Source organism: Anaerolineae bacterium (genome assembly GCA_011176535.1).
GTDB lineage: Bacteria > Chloroflexota > Anaerolineae > Anaerolineales > DRMV01 > DUEP01.
Window position 1 is genome coordinate 1 of the sequence record DUEP01000103.1, and the last position, 16729, is coordinate 16729.

Annotated in this window: 15 protein-coding genes; 2 read left to right on the top strand and 13 right to left on the bottom strand. The window is 63.6% G+C overall.

Going from position 1 to position 16729, the window contains the following annotated elements; translation table 11 throughout:
- Window positions 1-397: 397 nt before the first annotated feature.
- Window positions 398-2329 carry a DNA primase gene (locus G4O04_09095; protein HEY58669.1) on the top strand — a complete coding sequence of 644 codons (1932 nt, stop codon included), beginning with the start codon at window positions 398-400 and terminating at the stop codon, window positions 2327-2329.
- Between the two features lie 60 nt (window positions 2330-2389).
- Window positions 2390-3862 carry a sigma-70 family RNA polymerase sigma factor gene (locus tag G4O04_09100; GenBank protein HEY58670.1) on the top strand — a complete coding sequence of 491 codons (1473 nt, stop codon included), beginning with the start codon at window positions 2390-2392 and terminating at the stop codon, window positions 3860-3862.
- A gap of 29 nt (window positions 3863-3891) precedes the next feature.
- Here G4O04_09100 and G4O04_09105 read toward each other — a convergent pair whose 3' ends face one another.
- The 13 genes from G4O04_09105 to G4O04_09165 form a co-directional block, all read right to left on the bottom strand.
- Window positions 3892-7446: an AAA family ATPase gene (locus tag G4O04_09105; GenBank protein ID HEY58671.1), complete on the bottom strand. Its 3555-nt coding sequence runs from the start codon at window positions 7444-7446 to the stop codon at window positions 3892-3894.
- A gap of 123 nt (window positions 7447-7569) precedes the next feature.
- The gene (recN, locus tag G4O04_09110; protein HEY58672.1) at window positions 7570-9303 is read right to left on the bottom strand and encodes a DNA repair protein RecN; all 1734 of its coding nucleotides are present in this window, start codon (window positions 9301-9303) and stop codon (window positions 7570-7572) included.
- A gap of 18 nt (window positions 9304-9321) precedes the next feature.
- Window positions 9322-9858, bottom strand: coding sequence for a hypothetical protein (locus G4O04_09115; GenBank protein HEY58673.1), 537 nt, complete (start codon window positions 9856-9858; stop codon window positions 9322-9324).
- Window positions 9855-10718 (bottom strand): NAD(+)/NADH kinase, encoded by an 864-nt coding sequence (locus tag G4O04_09120; GenBank protein HEY58674.1) that lies wholly within the window; start codon window positions 10716-10718, stop codon window positions 9855-9857. The genes G4O04_09115 and G4O04_09120 overlap by 4 nt, the downstream gene beginning before the upstream one ends.
- Window positions 10719-10721: 3 nt before the next feature.
- On the bottom strand, window positions 10722-11234 hold the full coding sequence (locus G4O04_09125; protein HEY58675.1) for a Dna2/Cas4 domain-containing protein: 513 nt from the start codon (window positions 11232-11234) through the stop codon (window positions 10722-10724).
- Window positions 11235-11237: 3 nt separating this feature from the next.
- Window positions 11238-11480: a hypothetical protein gene (locus G4O04_09130; GenBank protein ID HEY58676.1), complete on the bottom strand. Its 243-nt coding sequence runs from the start codon at window positions 11478-11480 to the stop codon at window positions 11238-11240.
- Window positions 11480-12130: a haloacid dehalogenase gene (locus G4O04_09135; protein HEY58677.1), complete on the bottom strand. Its 651-nt coding sequence runs from the start codon at window positions 12128-12130 to the stop codon at window positions 11480-11482. Before G4O04_09135 ends, G4O04_09130 begins: the two co-directional genes overlap by 1 nt.
- 1 nt (window position 12131) lies before the next feature.
- Window positions 12132-12470 (bottom strand): DUF3467 domain-containing protein, encoded by a 339-nt coding sequence (locus G4O04_09140; GenBank protein HEY58678.1) that lies wholly within the window; start codon window positions 12468-12470, stop codon window positions 12132-12134.
- Between the two features lie 27 nt (window positions 12471-12497).
- The gene (locus tag G4O04_09145; GenBank protein ID HEY58679.1) at window positions 12498-12932 is read right to left on the bottom strand and encodes a single-stranded DNA-binding protein; all 435 of its coding nucleotides are present in this window, start codon (window positions 12930-12932) and stop codon (window positions 12498-12500) included.
- 64 nt (window positions 12933-12996) lie between these two features.
- On the bottom strand, window positions 12997-13956 hold the full coding sequence (locus G4O04_09150) for a hypothetical protein (protein HEY58680.1): 960 nt from the start codon (window positions 13954-13956) through the stop codon (window positions 12997-12999).
- Window positions 13953-14714, bottom strand: a complete 762-nt coding sequence (locus G4O04_09155) for a hypothetical protein (GenBank protein HEY58681.1) — start codon at window positions 14712-14714, stop codon at window positions 13953-13955. Before G4O04_09155 ends, G4O04_09150 begins: the two co-directional genes overlap by 4 nt.
- Before the next feature lie 44 nt (window positions 14715-14758).
- A complete protein-coding gene (gene tdh, locus G4O04_09160) occupies window positions 14759-15799 on the bottom strand; it encodes an L-threonine 3-dehydrogenase (GenBank protein HEY58682.1) in 1041 nt (346 codons plus the stop codon).
- A gap of 118 nt (window positions 15800-15917) precedes the next feature.
- Window positions 15918-16729: hypothetical protein (locus tag G4O04_09165; GenBank protein HEY58683.1), on the bottom strand; the 812-nt coding region annotated here is incomplete at its 5' end.

Consider the following 16729-nt stretch of genomic DNA (forward strand, 5'->3'; position numbering starts at 1 on the left):
AGAAAGGCTGGCCGAGGTTTTCAGAGAATTGACACAACGAGGCGTGTTTGCCATGCTTTCCAACGCAGATACCTCTTTCATTCGCTCTCTGTACAAGGATTTTTACATCCTTTCAGTAAAAGCGCCACGCTTTATCAACAGCAAAGGGAACCGGCGAGGCCCCCAGCCGGAAGTCCTGGTGATCAACTACCCACCTTCGACGGCGGGCATGCTTATCGAACCCTCGTCCTCACAATATCACACCACCTGAGCGAGAACCGCCTCAGTCTTCCCTGCTCCTCGATGCGAAAAGCGCCCCCTTCAAGCCCAGGCCTTGAAGGGGGCTTTACTTGATGAAGCCTGTTGTATAATCATCCATGCCCGCTGTCCCCAGTTCCGTTCACCTGAAGGCCAGGATATGGACCCGGTCGAGGAAATCAAATCCCGTTTGGATATTGTGGACATCGTCTCCGAGACGGTGCAACTGCGCAAGTCGGGGAAGAACTACATCGGCTTCTGCCCCTTCCATCCCAACACGCGCACCCCGGCTTTTGTGGTCTTTCCGGAGACGGGCACCTGGCACTGTTTTGGCTGCCAGAAGGGCGGTGACCTCTTCGCTTTCGTCATGGAGCGCGAAGGCTGGGACTTCGCCGAGGCGCTCAAACATCTGGCGCAGCGGGCCGGTGTCGAACTGCGTCCCCGCTCCCCGCAGGCCGTCCAAGAGGCCGAAGAACACGAGCGGCTGCGCCATCTGCTGGAAGAGGCGGCAACTTTTTTCCGCCATCACCTGCGCTCCCCGGCGGGCAAGGCTGCCCTGGATTATCTCCACCGCCGGGGCCTGACCGACGAGACCATTGAGGCCTGGGGGTTGGGCTACGCCCCCAACGCCCGTGACACCTTGTTGCACTTCTTCCGTGAGAAAGGCTACGCCGTTGAAACCCTGCTCCAGGCCGGGCTGCTTTCCCAACGCGACGATGACAGCGTGTACGACCGCTTCCGCCATCGGGTCATGTTCCCCATCCGCGACGCCCAGGGACGCATGGCCGGCTTCGGCGCCCGTACCCTAGATCCCGAAGGCGTACCCAAGTACCTCAACACGCCGCAAACCCCCCTTTTCGACAAGGGCAGTCTGCTTTACGGTCTGGACAAAGCCCGCCAGGCCATCCGCAAGCAGGATCAGGTGGTGCTGGTCGAAGGCTACATGGATGTGATCGCCCTGCACCAGGCCGGTTATGCCAACGCCGTCTCGCCCATGGGCACGGCTCTCACCGAAGCCCATTTGCGCCAACTCAAGCGCTATACCCGCAACATCGTGCTCGCCCTGGACCCCGACGAAGCCGGACAACGGGCCGTGCTGCGCAGCCTGGAAGTCGCCCGCGAGACCCTGAGCGACACCCCCCAGTTCACCTTCGACCCCCGCGGCTGGCTTCGCCGGGAATCCCGTTTCAACGCCGCGTTGCGGGTGGTCACCCTCCCCGAAGGGCAGGACCCCGACGAGATGGTGCTGGCCAACCCGCAGGCCTGGGAAGCGCTGGTGGCGCAGGCCCAACCCATCGTGCTTTTCGTGCTCGAGACCGCCCTGCAAGGCCAACCCCTGGAAGACCCGAAAGTCAAGGCTCAACTGGCCGAACGGTTGGTTCCTCTCATCATGGAAGTGGCCAGCCCGGTAGAGCGGGACACTTACCTAAACCTCCTGGCCCGACGCCTGGCGGTGGACGAGAGCAGTCTGCTGGCCCTGGTCCCCCGCGCCGCAACCCGACGCCGCCCCCGTCGCGTTAGGAGGGGCCCGGAGCGAACCTCAGAGGGGGCACCCCAACCCCAGGGTGCGGCACCTCCTCCAAGTCCGGCGGTAATCCGGCACCAGATGGAACAAATCGCCTTGGGGTTGTTGCTTCGCGACCCGGAAATGGTCTTCCTCATCAATCGTCGCCTGCGAGAGGAGACCCTGCCGCCTCTGGTGGTGAAAGACTTCGAGCACACGGCTCACCGCACCCTGTTCGCTCTGGTGCAGAAGGCCGTGGAACAGCACGAGAGTTCCCCTGCAGATTATCTCCAGCACCACCTGCCCCCCGACCTGTTGAGCACGGCCGATCAACTGCTGGCCCTGACCACCGACTTGGCCCAACGCCCGGAGCGGCAACGGCTGGAAGAGACCACCCGCCTGATGCTCCATTTGCGCCTCCACCGTCTCAACCAGCAAGTACAGCAACTGCGCTTTTTGCTCCAGGAGGCCGAGGCCGAACAGGACCCGGAACAAACGGCCCAATTGCAACGGCGATTGGTGGAAGCCCTGCGCCTGCGCCGGTTGGCCGAAGAGGCCCTCCACCGGCTGCCTCAGTGGACCCTCTGAAGCATGCCCTGCCCTGGGACGGCATCGCCATCCCCCGGGCTCCGCACGTGAGGAGAAAGCATGAGCAGCGAAACCCTCTGGTTGCCCGATGAAGAAGAGGGCGCGCCTGCCCCTCAGGACATCGACGAAGGGGAAGAGATGGCCGCCGAAGAGGCCCACCGCGAAGACCTGGGCAGCGACACGGTACGCCTTTACCTCTGGGAGATCGGGCGCACCGAATTGCTCACCGCCGATCAGGAATTCTGGCTGGCCACCATGGTGGACGCCCAACGGCGGCTGACCAACCTGCAAACCCATCACCCCCTGGCCCAAAAGCGCCACGGTGCCAAAGGGCTCTTCCGCGCGTTGTACGCCGAGATGGAAACCGCCTGGACCCGCGTGCTGGAAGACCTAGCCCGTTGGGAGGTGGACCCTCCGGAGTTCGTTCTCTTGCTCACCGAGGCGCAGATGCTGCACGAAACCTGGAAGAGCGATGTGCCCTCGTATCTGCGTTCCTTCCTCAACCAAGGCAACTGGGGGAAAGACGCCCTTTGGGACAGTATGGCGGCCAACGCATATCAGGTCTTCGTGGCTGCGTACATCTTGCCTCCCGAGTTGGCCGAACCGCTAAAGGATTTCTATCAGCGAAAGCAGCGCCTGCCTTCCCGGCGCACCTTCGCGCGCTACCTGGAGCAGGCCGAGGACAGCCTGGAACCGGCCCTGGCCGCCGTGGCCCAACGGGCCAAGATGGCTGAGGAAGCCCTCATTCGGGCCAACCTGCGCCTGGTGGTGGCCTTTGCCAAACGCTACATCGGCCAGGGCAGCCCCTTCCTGGACCTAATCCAGGAAGGCAACATCGGCCTGCTCAAAGCCGTGCACAAGTTCGACCCCGCGCGGGGGTACAAGTTCAGCACCTACGCCACCTGGTGGATTCGCCAGGCCATCACCCGCTCCATCGCCGAGCAGGCCCGGACCATTCGCCTCCCCGTACACCTGCTGGACACCCTGCATCGGCTGACCCGCCTGCAACGGGAACTGGCCCAAACCTACGGTCGGGAACCTACCCTGGAGGAGTTGGCGGTCGAGGGAGGCTTTCTTTCCGCCGAAGACGCGGCGGCCGTACGTGAGGCCTGGGCCACCAAGCGTCCCCTCCCCCCCCTGCTGGCCCAACGCCTGGAAGCCGCCGTCCAAAAAGTGCGCGACCTCATCCGCGCCTCGGTGGAGCCGGTCTCGCTGGACGCGCCCGTGGGCGACGAGGAGGACGCCGACCTGGCCGATTTCATCGAAGACGAAGACGCCACGCAGCCCATCGATTACGCCGCCCGCGAACTGCTCCGGGAGCAAATCCAGTCGGCCCTAGCTGCCCTCAGCGAACGCGAGCGCCAGGTGCTCGAATTGCGCTTTGGCCTGCTGGACGGCAAAAGCCACACCCTTGAAGAGGTGGGGCGCCACTTCAACATCACCCGCGAGCGGGTGCGCCAAATCGAGGCCAAAGCCCTGCGCAAACTACGCCACCCTTCGCGCAGCAGGCTACTGCGCGACTATCTCCAGTGAAGCCGAAACCTGAGGGCTGCCCCGGTGCCTCAAGGCGAGAGCGTCCCTGGCTTCCACGAGGGGATGGGACCAAAATCCCCCCGGTCCATCCGGTCGAGGAAGGCCCGGGCCGCCTTCAGATATGGCAATTCTTGACGATTCTCCGGCATGAGATGGCGCAGCAAATCGATGCGCAGCCGCCGCAGCAACTGCTCTTCTTTATCCCCCCACTTTCCCAACAAACGCAACCCATAAAGGGCCTGGAAGGCGTTCCACATGAGCGGGATGCGGTCAAACTGGGCCTCGCTCTCGCGGAAATGCCTTTCCGCCTCCCCGGGCTTGCCCCGCAGCAGGTTCAAGTACCCCATCAGGGTATGGGTCCAGGCAACATAGATGGGCATGTTTTTGGCCTGGGCTTCCCGGTGGGCCCGGTGGGCCTGCTCCTCGGCCAGGTCCCATTGCCGATGGTACATCCCCAGGAGTGCCAGGGCGGTTCGGATGGGCACGACCAGCAGATAAGCCCCGCGCTCCAGCCCGACATCCAGCGCATTGCCCAGCAGCATGGCCGCCACTTCCGGCTGCCCCTGCCAGGCATACACCAGCCCCAGGCGATGGAGTATATTGAACTTGACGAAGGACTCCTTGGCCCGCTCCTGGGCACGCAGGAAATAAGGCATGGCTTCATCCAACGCACCCAGAGCGAGGAAAATATCCCCCTGAATGCGCAGAGCCGTGGCCTCGATTTCGGGATGGTGATATTCCCGCCCCACCTGCAACGCCCTCTCGGCCATGGCCCAGGCCGGTCCCAGATGGCCCAAATCCAGCAAATGCATGGCGCGATACAGATAAGCCGAGCCCAGCAAACGCCATTTCTGCAGGCTCTGCAACCAATCGATAGCCCGAAGCGCCTTTTGCGCTCCCTCCCGGTACTCTCCCAGGTAATAGTGTACAAAGGAAAGCAGGCTCAAAGCCCCGGCCTGGCCGTAGGGACGCCGGACGCCCTCGTACAGCGCCATCGCCCGCTGGGCGCTCTCCTTGGCCTCCCATAAATCCCCGGAAAGCGTGAGGCACATACCCAACTCGTACAAAGCGTCGCCCAGGGCGCGGGCAATATGCGGGTCCTCCTCGCGGCCCTCCCCGAAGGACAAGGCTTCTCGCAGCGTCCGGATGGCCTGGTCGAGATACCCTTGCATGTACTCGTGCACGCCCCGATGAACCAGAGCTTCCATCAAATCGAACACCGTACCCTGGATACGCAAAAACGCCACCGCCTGGTCTGCCTGTTCCTGACCCTGGGGGAAATCGTTGCGAATGATGGCTGCCTCACTGAGGCTGTCGTACCCTACCCCTTGCAGCCACAGGCTTTGCAATCGTTTCCCCGCCTGAACGAGGGCGCGACCTACGCGCTCCACCGTTTCGACATCTTCCACCTCTCGGGCTAAATCGCCCCATTCGCTATATAGGGTCCAGATCTCCTCTTCGTTGAAGACTTCGCCGTGACGCTGCAATAACTCTTCCGCCTGAGCAAAGGCATGATACCCGGCCTCACGGTCACCCAGGCGGATGGCATGCCGGGCTGCCCGCAACCACCAGAGAAAGGCGCGCAGCGTTTCCCCTGCACTTTGATAATGCCGGGCCAGCATGGCGGCCCGCCCATCGGCCCGGGGGCCCAAAAGGGCCTCCAACGCCTCGGCCAGTCTCCTGTGCAGCGCCCAGGCCCGCGGGGGGGATAAACGGCGAGCAATAGCATCCCGCACCACTTCGTGCACGAAACGGTAAGTGTCCTCGACCGTAAGAGGCATAATCAGCTGCGCCTGGATTAATCGCTCCAATGCTTCCCCCAATCGGGCTGCCGACATATCCAGCGCTTGCTGCAACACCCGCACCGAGAAGGTATACCCGACCAACGCGGCCGCCTCCAGCACCGCACGACAGTCGGAGTCCAGCGCAGTCAGCCGCTGCTCGACCAACACCGTAATGGATTCGGGAAACTCATGCTCCGCCAGCGGCTCGCGACCCTGATCGCGCAAACGTTGCCAGTGGCGCAACATTTCCAACGCGAAAAAAGGATTACCTCCAGAGAAGCGCGCCAAGTAGTGCAGCTCCCTTGCGCTAGGAGGGCGCCGTAACGCTTCCTCGGCCAACCGGCGCAAAGCCTCCTCATTCAAAGGGGGCAATGTCTCGAAGAGCGCTCCGGTATTGGCCTGCAGATAATGCAACATCTCCTGCAATTCCGGGGAAATTTCCTCCGAGCGCAAGGCGATTACCGCCGCAGCCTGGGGGAAACGGAAAGGATGACGGCTCAGCACAAACTGCAACGCTCGCCAGGTGGCCCGGTCGGCCCAATGCAGATCATCTACCAGCAAAAGCAAAGGCCGGATGGCGCTGATTTCCCGTAAAATCGCCTGCAAAGCCTGATTGATGGCCCCTTCCCGTCTCTTCAACGCCATAAAATCCGGAGGGCTCAGGTCGGGGAAGTATTGCTGCAACGAGGGGACCAGGGGCAACAAAGGAGCAAGAAGTTCAGGCTGCCGGAACCGTCGCCATACCTCAGGGGCGACCTGTTCGCTCAACGCCTCGGCCCAGGGTTGCAAGGTGAGGTTTTCCTCGCCGCTGTTGCAGGACAACAGCAGCACAGAACACCGGGGGTTTTCGTGGCGGGCCAGCATCTCCAACAGGGTAGTTTTCCCCTGCCCCGCCTCGCCGGTGAGAATGACCACCCGCCCCTGTTGAACCGCGTGAATGAGCCGTTCCAGGATATCCTGACGGCCCACAAAGGGCAATCGTAAAGAAGGGCGCACCCGGAATTGTGGTAACACCTGGTGCGCCCTGGGAACTGGCCGGTCCAAAATCCGTTGAGCCTCCTCGATGATCTCGGGACCCAGGCCACCCTTCAACAAATGGGGACGAACCATCCGCCAGGCATCCCGGGCTTGGCTCATCAATCCGGCCCGACGAAAAGCCCGCAAAGCCAACAAAAGCATCTCCCCGTCATCGGGAAGATGCCGCAACAAACTCATGGCCCAGCGCGCGGCCTGGGCACAGTCCCCGCTATCCCAGGCGTAGCGGGCCAACCGGCGATAGCCCTGATACCGCAGGCTCAGCAAAAGGCGGATCCAATAAACCATCCAGCGGGCATATGCCTCGCCGCCGGGGCCGGGGTCCACCCCTTGGAACGGCTCCATCCCTTGCCAGAGGCCCAAAATGCGCTGCCATTCCAGGGCCATCTCAGTAGGCAGCGGCCCGTTTTGATGCATATGTTCGGCTTCGGCTTCCAGCCGCTGGGCAGTGCTGACAAAAATATTGGCGTCCACCCACAACCGGTCTGGGTCAATCCCCACATACTCGCGAGTGACGCGCAATACCTCCGGGTCGGGGAGGGCCTTTCGCAAGCGACTCAAGGCTTCACGCAGACTTTTGGCGCCGTCAACCGTGCCATCTCCCCACAACAAGTCCACCAATTCCTCACGAGCCACGGGCCGTTGACGCCCCTCCAGCGCCAGGTAGTAAAGCAACGCCCGCACCTTGCGTCGCCGAATACGCAAAGGCTGCTCTTGCCAATAGAGCTGGACGGGGCCAAGCAGGGACAGACGTAACAGGGGCATGTAGGGATATCAGGGCGGGGAAAGGCGGCTAAGATCTCATTGTTCTCTCATAAAATATACCACAAACCTCACGAAGAACCCCCTCCCTTTTCCCTTTTCCCCTTTCGCCCACTTGCCATCTGCTCACAAGAGCTGGCTGCTGGCGACGCGGCGGGCCTGTTGCAACAAGGCCTGAGCCGAGGCCAGGGCTTCGTGGCCCGCGCCCAACATCTGGGCCAATTCGTGCACCCGCGCTTCGCCTTCCAACGGCTCCACCTTCGTGACCGTACGCCCCTGCATGACCTCTTTACGAACCCGAAAGTGTTGGTCACCAAAGGCCGCCAGTTGGGGAAGGTGAGTGATACACAACACCTGGTGATGGCGTGCCAGTCGCCAGAGTTTCTCGCCCACCACAGCGCCCAGACGCCCTCCAATTCCCTGATCAATTTCATCGAAGATCAAAATGGGGGTTCGGTCGGCCTGGGCCAGCACCCGCTTGAGGGCCAGCATCAACCGCGACGATTCGCCGCCCGAGGCGATTTTGGCCAGGGGTTTTAGCCCCTCGCCGGGGTTTGGCGCCAGCAAAAACTCCACGCGATCGATGCCCTGAGCGTCAAAGGCTACCCGTTGCCCATCGGGCAAAAGCAAACCCTGCGGATCCGGACGGCGGGTAAACCCCACCTCAAAACGCGCCCCACTCATGCGCAGGTCGGCCAGTTCGGCTTCCACGGCGCGGCTGAGGCGCGCGGCCGCCTGGCGACGGGCCTCGGACAGAGCCAGGCCTTGCTGGGCCAACACCTGCTCCAACCGCTGCCGCTCTTCCTCCAGTTCGGCGATGCGCTCCTCCGCGTGGGTGATGCTTTCCAACTCTTGACGCGCTTGTTCGGCATAGGCCAAAATCTCGCCCACGGTAGCACCGTATTTGCGCTTCAGGTTTTCGAGCAAAGCCAGGCGCTCTTCCACCGCGTTCAGGCGGCGGGGGTTGAATTCGATGCCTTCCAGATAATCGCGCAGGCGCAGCGCCACCTCGTTCAGCGTCTCCAGCGCGTGGGTCAACACCTCAGCCTGGGCCGTCTGGGTCGGGTCGATGCGGGACAGGGTTTCCACGGCATCCACCGCCTGGCCCAACAAATCGCTGGCCGAAGGGGCCTCAGAGGTCCCCTCCTCCAACACGAGCAACGCCTGACGGGCAGCTTCGGCCAACTTTTCGGCGTTGGCCAGACGCAAACGCTCCTCGCGCAAGGCCTCTTCTTCGCCTTCCTGCAAGTTAGCCGCCGCGATCTCCTCGATCTGGTAGCGCAACAAATCGGCTCGCTGGATGGCCTCACGATCCAGGCGACGCAGGTGCTCCAGTTCTTCCACTACCGCCTTCCAACGGCGATACGCCTCCTGGTAAGCCTCTCGCAGCGGGGCCACACCGGCATAGCGATCCAGCAAAGGCAGGTGCTCCCGTACCCGAAAGAGGGACAGGTGCTCCGATTGGCCGTGCACATCCACCAACCACTGGCCCACCTGGCGCAAGAGAGCGAGGGACACGGTGCGCCCGTTGATGCGGGCCAGGTGACGGCCATTGGCCCTCAACTCCCGGGCCAGCACCACCACCTCGGGGTCGTCGAGCAATTCCTCGGGCTCCAGCAACGCCGCCACCAGGTCCCGCACCTCAGGGGGCACAAGGAACACTCCTTCCACATAGGCCCGCTTTTCCCCCTGACGGATGAAAATGCTCTCTGCGCGATGGCCCAGAAGCAACGCCATAGCGTCCACCAGGATGGATTTCCCGGCGCCGGTCTCGCCGGTGAAAACCACCAGGCCCGGTTCCAGGGACAATTCCAGCCGGTCGATGATGGCAAAATGCTCGATGCGCAGTTCACTCAGCATAGGCTCCGTCGCTCCGCCTCAGACCATGATGCCGGAGAGGCGATAGTACACCCCAGGGGTGACCAGGAAAAGGTAAGCGGCCTGCCAGACCACCGGCAAAAAGGCGGCAAAGGAGCCGTGAGCCAGCCCCACCACACCGGTCAACAAAGCGGGAAGGGAAAGGGGTAACGCGCCCAACACCACGCTTGCCGCGGCCAGCCAGAACAAGGCGCGGCTGCGACGGCGACGGACGACAAACCGAACGGCCTCGGCAATGAAGCCGCCGTACACCGGGGCGAGGAAGATGAGCCAGAAGCCCAACATGGCCGCCAGCAAACTGCCCAGATAGGAAAGCACCACGCCCACCCCCAGGGCCAGGGGATAATCGTACCAGCGGGCGTTATCAAAGCGGCGCCTCAGTTCCCGCACACAATCGGGGCAGCGATAGCCGGTAGGGGTGTGCACAGCGCAGGAGGTGCAAATAGGCTTGCCGCAACGGTTGCAGCGCAGCGAGGCCTCCCGGTCCGGATGATAGGCGCAGAATAACGGTTGCGTATCCTGGGACAGCTGGCTCATGGACGGCCTCCTAAAGTGGGATTCCAGTTCATGTAAGTCGTAATGTTGCGATAGAAGTAATCCCGCCCACGGACACGGATAAACACTAAGGAGTGTTCGCTGCATTGCACCACGATTTCATCACCGGGTTCCAGATCCACCGGGGTTTGCCCATCCACGCTGAGCACCGCCTGATGCTCCACATCGGGAACGAGCCGCACCACACTGCCTTCGTCCAGGACCACCGCCCGATCCACCGAAAGGTGTGGCGCCACGGGGACCAGGAGGATGTTGCGCAAAGTGGGCGGGAGGATGGGGCCGCCGGCGGCCAGAGCATAGGCGGTGGAGCCGGTAGGGGTGGCGGCAATCAGGCCATCCACCGCGTAACGGGCGAGCAAGATGTCGTCCACATAGGCCGCCAAACGCACCGGGCGCACCAGGCGTCCCCGGCTGACCACCACCTCGTTGACCACCTGCCATTTCAACAAGGGGTCGCCCTGGCGATGCAGGGTGGTGGTCAGCATCAAACGCTGCTCGGCCCAATACTCACCTGCCAGCAAACGTTCCAATGCAGGCTGCCACTCCTCCCAGTTGACCTCGATGAGGAAGCCGAACCGCCCCAGGTTGACGCCCAAAATGGGCACCTGCGCCGGGCCGCAAAGATGCCCGGCGCGCAGCATGGTCCCATCCCCGCCCAGGGCGATGCACAAATCCACCTTGCCCTCGGCGACGGGCCGCCGAACCTCGGGGTCGCTCAACAACCCCACCAGCGTCTCCACCCCCTGCTGATTCAAAAACCGAGCCACCTGCTCCCCGCGGGCAAGGCCATCCTGCACCTGGGGGTGCGCCAACACAGCAATCCGGCGAAAGGCGTCGCTCATGAGTCACTCCAAACGCTGATCACAGAGGTCACGAAACCCGCAACCCCGGCAACGAGTCGGGTCCTGATGGGAACGGTCGAAACGCTGGTTCATCTCGGCGCGGCGCATCTCGGCCAGCAGGTCCAGCAGCGCCGTTTTGGCCTCTGGGGTAAACGCCACCTGGTAGGTGGCATGGGGGTAGCGAATGAGGGCATAAGGGGCGGGACGATGCAGGACCTGCTCGACCAGCAGGCAATAAGCCAGGGCCTGCCAGCGATGGTTTTCGTACGGCGCGGTGGGCGTGCGCCCGCTCTTGACCTCCACGGGGATGAGCGCGCGGCCCTGCTCCACCAGGTAGTCGGGCCTGCCGGCAAGGCCCAAAGCCGGGTCGTAAAGGGGCTCGCTCAAAGTGCGCCGCATCCCCACATCTTCATAAAGCACACGACCGTCGGGCAGCCCGGCCCGGCGAAGTCCCTGCCGGGCCAGGGCGAGGAGCACCAGAGCCAGCACCGCCAGCGCCAACCCGACGGTCAACACGACTCACCCTCCGCTCACCCGTAAAGCCAACCCCACGGCCAACATCAGCGCTGCCAACAGCAGCAGGGCCCATCCTACTCCCCGCAGCCAGAGGGCGCGCCACACCAGGCGGCCATGGCGCCGGTGCGCCTCCCGGCCCAAGGCCAGCATCTCTTCATGGGCCGGGCGGTAACCCTGCAAACGATACCCCCAGGCCCGTCGGCAGTAGCCGTATTCGGCGATTTCGGAAACGCGCAGGGTTCGCATCAGTCCTGTTCGCCGTTCCCGCGGGCCAGATACGCCTCCAGGTGCTTCATCTGCCGGGCCAACACATCCTGCCGCAAGGTCAGGGTGAGATCGCCCCGGGTGCGTTCCAGCAAGGAACGCGCGATGTCGGTCAAGCGGCGCAGCCCGCCAGTTACCGCATCGGGGTAATCCATGGTGACCAACACGGTGTAAATCTCGTCCATGTATCCCAGCAAGCGCTCGGCCTCGACGGAGTAACCATGACGCAGCACATCCAGGCAGTGGCGGCGCAGTTCACCCACGGTTTCGGCCAGGCCACGGATGTAAGTGGCGCTTTCCAGGCCCAACTCGTCTGGGGTGGGCAAATGCCCATCGGTGATCAGGGCCAGGGTGATGCTGGCCTCGGCGAATTCCTTGAGGGCATCCTGGGTGTAGCCGGCGTAGAACAGGTCAGGGTAAGCCGCCAACGCCGTGCGGATTTCCTGCACCACCTGGCGGGCCTGTTCCAAAAGAGCCTCGGCCTCCTCGCGCTTATTCCGATGAATGGCACGCACCGTATGGGCGCAATACCGGGTCAACTGACGCGAGAGGGCCAGAGCCCGATCCCGCGCCGCCGTGCGCGCCTCAAAATCGCGGTGAATTTGCTCCGCGATGGCGGGCAGATTCTTCATCTCATTTCTCCTCGGGCTCCGGGGGCTCGGGAGGCGGCGGGGGCGACTGGGGCGGGCGGAAGAGCAGGTCGGCCAGGGAAGGCTGGCGTGGGAGGGAAATTTCCCCAAAGGCGGCTTCATACTTGGCCAGATTCTCTCCCAAGGCCTGATAAAGCATCTTGACGGCCTGGGGCGTCATCACCACCCGGGCGAGCAGATTGGCCTCCGTATCCCCAGGGAGGAACTGGGCCAAATCCAACACAAACTCCACCGGCGTGTGCCCGATACGCGCCAGGTTGGCGTAGACCGGCTGCAAATCCTGGGGAATGCGTAGACGCAACGGTTGCGGTTTTCGGGTCATCGGGCCCCTCCCTGGAACGCGACAGCCTCAGAAGGGGATTTCGTCCTCCATCCCCGGAAGATCGTCCACCGGAGCCGCGGTGGACGGGCTGCCGCTCATCAGTTCCTCGCTCTCGGCCCGCGAGGTAAGGAAGCGTACCACGCTGGCCCGCACCTCAAAAGCCGCGCCCGCCGTACCGTCCTGGCGGGTGAACACTCGTGGCCCGCCGGTGGCCGGGTCGGGGATCAGCCGCCCTTCAACCAACACCCGCATCCCCCGCTTGAGATACTGGTTGCAGGTTTCGGCCAGTTTGCCCCAGGCGCTCACGCGGAACCAGATGGTTTCTTTGATTTGTTCGCCGTTGGCATTGGTGTACATTCGGTTGGCGGCCACGCTGAAATTGGTCACCGGCGTGCCCTGAGGCGTGTAGCGCATCTCGGGATCTCGACCGAGATTGCCCACGATAATGATCCGATGGTACATGATTCGACCTCCTCCAAAATAGGGCTCTCAGCCCTGCTCGGATGTTTATTGTACCCCAAAAGGCTCACCCCTCACCAATCAAGCGCGCCGCGAGGTCTTCCATGGGACGCAACGCGCTTAGCGGCACGCCATAAGCCTCCTGCCCCAGCCGCACCCCCATGCCCTTGAGGCTGCCGGGGGGCAACCGGCGGGCCTGCTGGGCAAAGGCCCGCCGGGGAAGATAGCCCAACCACCACACCTCTAATCCATACAGCCACAGATTGGCCCACTGGGCCGGCCGGATCACCAGAGGCGTTTTCGCACCTTGGCGCAACACCCCTACCCGCCCCTGGGGAAGGTGCTCCGTGCTCAAGGCGTAGAGTTCCAGCCAACGGAGATCAGGGGCCAAGCGTTGGCCGGGCGGCAAGGCCACCGGATAAGCGGTCAAGGCCTCCTCACTCTGGCCATGCAGCGTCAAAGGCAGCCCCTCGGGCCCCTCGTATTTGAGCGTCACCCTTTGGGGCCGGGGCCAACGGTGCCAGTCCCCGGGCATGGGGAAAATCAAACGCACCGGCAGGCCCCGTTCCAGGGCTTTCTGGCTCTCGGCCTCATCACGGGCCACCAGGGCCAACACCAGCCCAAAAACCAGGATGTCCTCTGGCTGCGCTTCGGCGCTCTGCCAGCGCACTGCGGGTACGGTGGCCCACCCATCCGCCTCAGGCCGACGCCTGAGGCGGCGGATGACCGAGCGGTGGGGGACCAGGGTAGCGAAGGGATAAAGGCGGCGCCCCTGCACCCGCACCGGCTCCCGCCCCAACTGCGCCAGCGGGGTGCCTGCCATCTGGTAGGGCAGATGCCCCTCGGCCAGCCAGCGGAGAAGGGCCAGCAACGCCACCCGGTCCTTGACCAACTGCCGCAACCGGGGCGCCGAGAGCCGCGCCCGCCGCCCGACCAGCCAGGGTAGAGCCTCCAGCACCGCCCGCACCGCCGCCGCGGTCCAGGCGGACGGGTAATCCAGCCGCACGGGGGAAGGCGGCCCGTTCACCGGGCGCCCTCCAGAGACCACACCTGCCAGGAAAGGAAATCCACGGCTACCGCTCCCTCCGAACGGGCGCGGGCAAACGCCCCCACCAGGCCTTGATACCGCCCCTGAAAGGCGGTTTCTCCCACCCAATGGCCGTACACGAACACCTGCAACCGCCGCCCCTGCAGGCGCACCGTCAACGGCACCTGGGTCAACGGGCCGGTGGGCAGACCCAGCGCGCGGGGGGGCAACAGAACCGTCACCGCGGCACCATCCACATACTCGGCGAACACCCGGCCGTCGCAGGTCACCCCCACGCGGTAATAGGTGACACCCTTCGGGTCGGCGCGCAAGATCACCCCATAGGCGTCCCGACCCTGGCAAAACCGGGGGCGGGCGGTGACCTGGATGACGAAGTCGCTCACCTCCGGCTCGCGCCGCAGGGCCGCGCTGTAGCCCGGCCCCTGGGGCACGCTGAGGGTGAGCATGCCCTGCGTCACGGCCACCTGCCCCCCCACCGAGCGCCCCGCCAGCCACAGGCCGGGCTGGTCAAAGGTCTCGTCGAACAGCAATCTCCCGGCGCCGGCCAGGGGGTTGGGGGTGGGCGAGGGCGGCAGCGTAGGGGGCAGCGGGGTGGGCGTCGCCGTGGGCGGGAAGGGCACCTGGGTGGGTGTGGCCGTCAGCGTGGCCGTGCCGGTGGGCGTGGGCAACGCGACGACCGTGGACGCTCCCCCCAAAGGGAGACATGCGGCCAACAGCCAACCCAAAGCCACCAGCAACGCCCCTCGCCACCTGGATCGCCGCATTGCGTTCCGAGGCATGATCACGGGATGAGCATCACCTTGCCCGATTGGCCCGAAGCCATGGTCTCAAAGGCCTTGTCAAAATCCGCTAAGGGGAAGCGATGGGTGACCATGGGGGTCAAATCCACGGCACCGGAGAAGACCAGCCCCCGGGCCTGGTACCAGGTCTCCCACAACCGACGGCCATAGATGCCCTGCACCGTGGCCGCCTTGAAGACCAGGTGGTGGTCCCAGTCGAACCGAATGGGGCGTCCGACCACCCCCAACGCGGCCACCTCACCGCCCGGCTTGAGCACCTGGAAACCCTGAGCGATGGCGCTTTCCGCGCCGGACATTTCCAGCAGCACATCCACCCCTTCGCCGTGAGTGGCTTCCATGATTTCACCGACCACATCCTGGGTGCGGGCGTTGAGGGCCACATCCGCACCCATGCGTCGGGCGAAGGCCACCCGATAGTCGCTGATATCCGTGGCGAAAATCATGCGCGCGCCAATGGCTCGCGCCACGGCGATGGTCATCAGGCCCACCGGGCCACAGCCGGTCACCAGCACCTTTTTGGCACGCAGGTCCACGGAAAAGGCCGTGTGCACCGCGTTGCCGAAGTTTTCCATCAACACGGCCACTTCCAGCGGCAAATCCGGGGGATTGGGCCAGGCGTTTTGCGCCGGGATGGCGATGTACTCGGCAAACCCACCGTCTCGGTCCACGCCGATCAACCGGGTGTTCTCGCAGATGTGCCCGTTGCCCGTCTTACAAAAGCGGCAGTGCCCACAGACCACATGGGACTCTAAGGAAACATCATCGCCCACCCGCACATTCCGCACCTGGCGCCCCACCTCGACCACTTCCCCGGTGACCTCATGACCGACCACCAGAGGCGGATGCACGCGATCGGCGGCCCAGGGGTCCCAGCGATAGATGTGCAGATCCGTGCCGCAAATGGACGCCGCCCGCACCTTGACCAACACTTCATCAGGGCCAATGGACGGGATAGGACGCTCGGCCAGCACCAACCCCGGGCCTGGCTCGGCTTTGATCACGGCTTTCATCGTTTCAGGCATCGTTTTTCGCTCCTGCTCGCGGGAATCGATTGGGATTTCATTATACTTCAGGGCGAAAACATCCCCCTCGAAGGCGTTCTCCGAGGGGGATGGGGAAAGCCACAGGGCCGCGCGCCCTTCACGGATTGGGGGTAGGCTGCGGTGCAGGTGTGGTCGTGGGCGTCGGCGTCGGGGTGTTCAGCGAGGGCAGGGGGAGCAGATAAGGCGCGTTGTTGGGTACCAGCATCACCTGAATGCCCGGGGCCAGTTTTTCGATGTACTGGTAGGTGAGCAGGTCAGGATTGTCCTTGAGCACCTGGGCGATCAACTGCAGCGCCTTGGCCTCGGCTTCAGCCTGGATGAGCCGAGCCTCGGCTTCCCCTTTGGCGCGGATGACCTTGGCATCGGCCTCACCCTGGGCCACCTGACGGGCCTGCTCGGCCTCCTGCTTTTTCTGTTCGACCTCAAATTTGGCCTGCAGGGCGCGCTGTTCGGCGATCTGCTTCTGCTCGATGGCCTGGGCGTACTCCTGGGTGAAATTAATGTTGCGCATGACAAAATCTTCCAAAATCAGGCCGTTTTCCTGCAGTTTTTGGGCCAGGGCATCGGTGATCATCTGCTCCAACTCGAAGCGCTTGGTGCTCACCACCTCGTCCACGCGGAACTGGGAAACCGCATCGCGGATCACGCCGCGGGCCAAGGGGCGCACCAAATCGTTGGCGTAGCGGTCCTGCCAGGCAATGTGCACCTCGACGACTTTCGTGGGATCGATGGAGAAAATTACTGAAGCGTCGATGTAAATCACCTGGCCATCCAGAGTGCGGGCTTCAATGGAATCGTCCCCCTCCACCTGGCCTTCGTAGTGGGTGGCGGACATGGTGTAGGTCTGTTTGGAAACCGGGTAGAAAACCACATACTCCGCATAAGGGATCACCCAGTGCAACCCTGGGG